The 1,774-nt window shown below is 73.8% G+C and carries 2 protein-coding genes; both read left to right on the top strand.

Annotation, left to right across the window (positions count from 1 at the left end):
* Positions 1-436 precede the first annotated feature (436 nt).
* Complete coding sequence (locus tag ACFP1K_RS41020; protein WP_380764004.1) at positions 437-1,084, top strand: helix-hairpin-helix domain-containing protein; 648 nt, start codon at positions 437-439, stop codon at positions 1,082-1,084.
* Positions 1,085-1,488: 404 nt separating this feature from the next.
* A partial coding sequence (locus ACFP1K_RS41015) for a hypothetical protein (RefSeq protein WP_380764002.1) occupies positions 1,489-1,774 on the top strand: 286 nt, incomplete at its 3' end.

Genomic DNA, 1,774 nt, shown 5'->3' with positions numbered 1-1,774 from the left:
CTCTCCTCCTTCACCCCCCCCACATACCGCCAGCCCCCCTGCGCAACATCTCGCCCCACCCCAGCGAACAGACCCCCCACCCCAGGACACCCGCCCACGGGACTCCCCACCCCACGCCACCTGGCCGTACGACACCTCGCTCCGGGATGCCTCGCTCCCTGACGCCTCGCCAGAGGATCCCTCGCCATGGGATGCGCCGCCCAAGGATCCCCCACTACGCGACACCCGGCCCTGGACGCCATCCCAAGCCCCCTCGCTACGCGACGTCCGGGTACGCGACACCCCCTGGCTGGACACGGACGACGACCCCCCTCCGGCCGCCCACAGCTGGTCGAAACCCGTCTCCGCTCCCTCGCCACGCACCCGCCTGTCCCGCTTCCTCGCCGAACACGCCCCGTCCCTGGACCCCGGCCGTCCAGGTCTGCGGGTCCTCCTGGTGGCAGGCCTGCTTGCCCTCCTCACCGGCGGCGTCTACCTATGGCGCACCCGCCCGGTGCCCGACCCCCTCCCACTCCTCCCCGTCGCCACGACGACCTTCCCTGCAGCCCTCCAACCCTCCAGCGGTACGTCCACACCGGCCGGCCCCGCACTTCCTGTCGCGGGCCCGGCCCCGGTGGCGCAACCACCCCCACCCGGAGCCTCCGGCGCCCCCACGGCCCAAGTCGTCGTCCACGTGACCGGCAAGGTACGGAGACCCGGCCTGGTGACCCTCCCCATGGGTGCCCGGGTCGCCGACGCGGTGACCGCCGCAGGCGGATTCCGCGCCGGAGTGACCGCGACAGGCCTCAACCTGGCCCGCCGCCTCACCGACGGCGAACAGATCATCGTCGGCGCCAAGCCCGGCACGCTCGCTCCACCACCTCCCGCTCCGGACCCGGCGGCGGCCCCACCCCCCCCCCTCGATCTCAACACCGCCACCGCCGGCCAGCTCGAGACCCTCCCCGGAGTCGGCGAAGTGCTGGCCACCCGCATCACCGAGTTCCGCCAGACCCACGGCGGCTTCCGCAGCGTCGACCAACTCCGCGACGTCACCGGCATAGGCGAGCGGAAGTACGCGGATCTCCGGCCGAGGGTGCGCGTATGACCCCCTCCCGTCCGGCACCTGACGACGGCGTGCACTCCTCGCGACCGGCGGCCCCAGCCGGGGGAGCGAGGTCGGGAGCGTGGTCCTGGCGGTTGGCGCCTTCAGCGCTGGCCGCATGGGGGACGGCGGCCGTCCTGCTGGGATGCTCCGCCACCACCGGCCTGATCACCTCCGTGCTCGCACTGACGGTCGTGATCCTTCTGTACGCCGGGCGTTCGGTCGTTCGGTGGCCGTGCTTCCAAGGTGCCCGGTGGCCGTGTCTCCAGGTCTCGGGGGGCGGGCGGGGCGGGTTCGCCGGGGTGGGAGGGGCGGCGTGGGGGAATGTGTGTCTCGCCGTGCTGGCGGGGGTCGGGGCCACGGCGGGTGGGGTCGCGTTCCGGGTGCAGGCGGTCACCACGGGGCCGGTGGCCGAGCTGGTGCGCGCGCGGGCGGCCGTCACGGCCGAGATCGTCTTGAGTGGCGACCCACGCGTACTGCCGAGCCGTTACGGGTCGCCACGCCGGGACCGTGTGGTCGTCGACGCCGACATCGTGTGGATCGAGGCCCACCCGGGAGAGGGTGAGGCGAGGGCCCCCGGGAGGAGTTCTGCTCCGCGAGACGAACCGCGTGGTGGGGGTGTGCGGGTTCGGGTGCCAGTTGTGGTGTTCGGGGATGGGAGCGGGTGGGTTGGGCTGGGGCCGGGGGAGCGGG

This window comes from Sphaerisporangium aureirubrum (genome assembly GCF_042658925.1).
GTDB lineage: Bacteria > Actinomycetota > Actinomycetes > Streptosporangiales > Streptosporangiaceae > Sphaerisporangium > Sphaerisporangium aureirubrum.
Note: the sequence above shows the minus strand (reverse complement) of the source record. Positions and strands in the feature narration are given on the sequence as shown.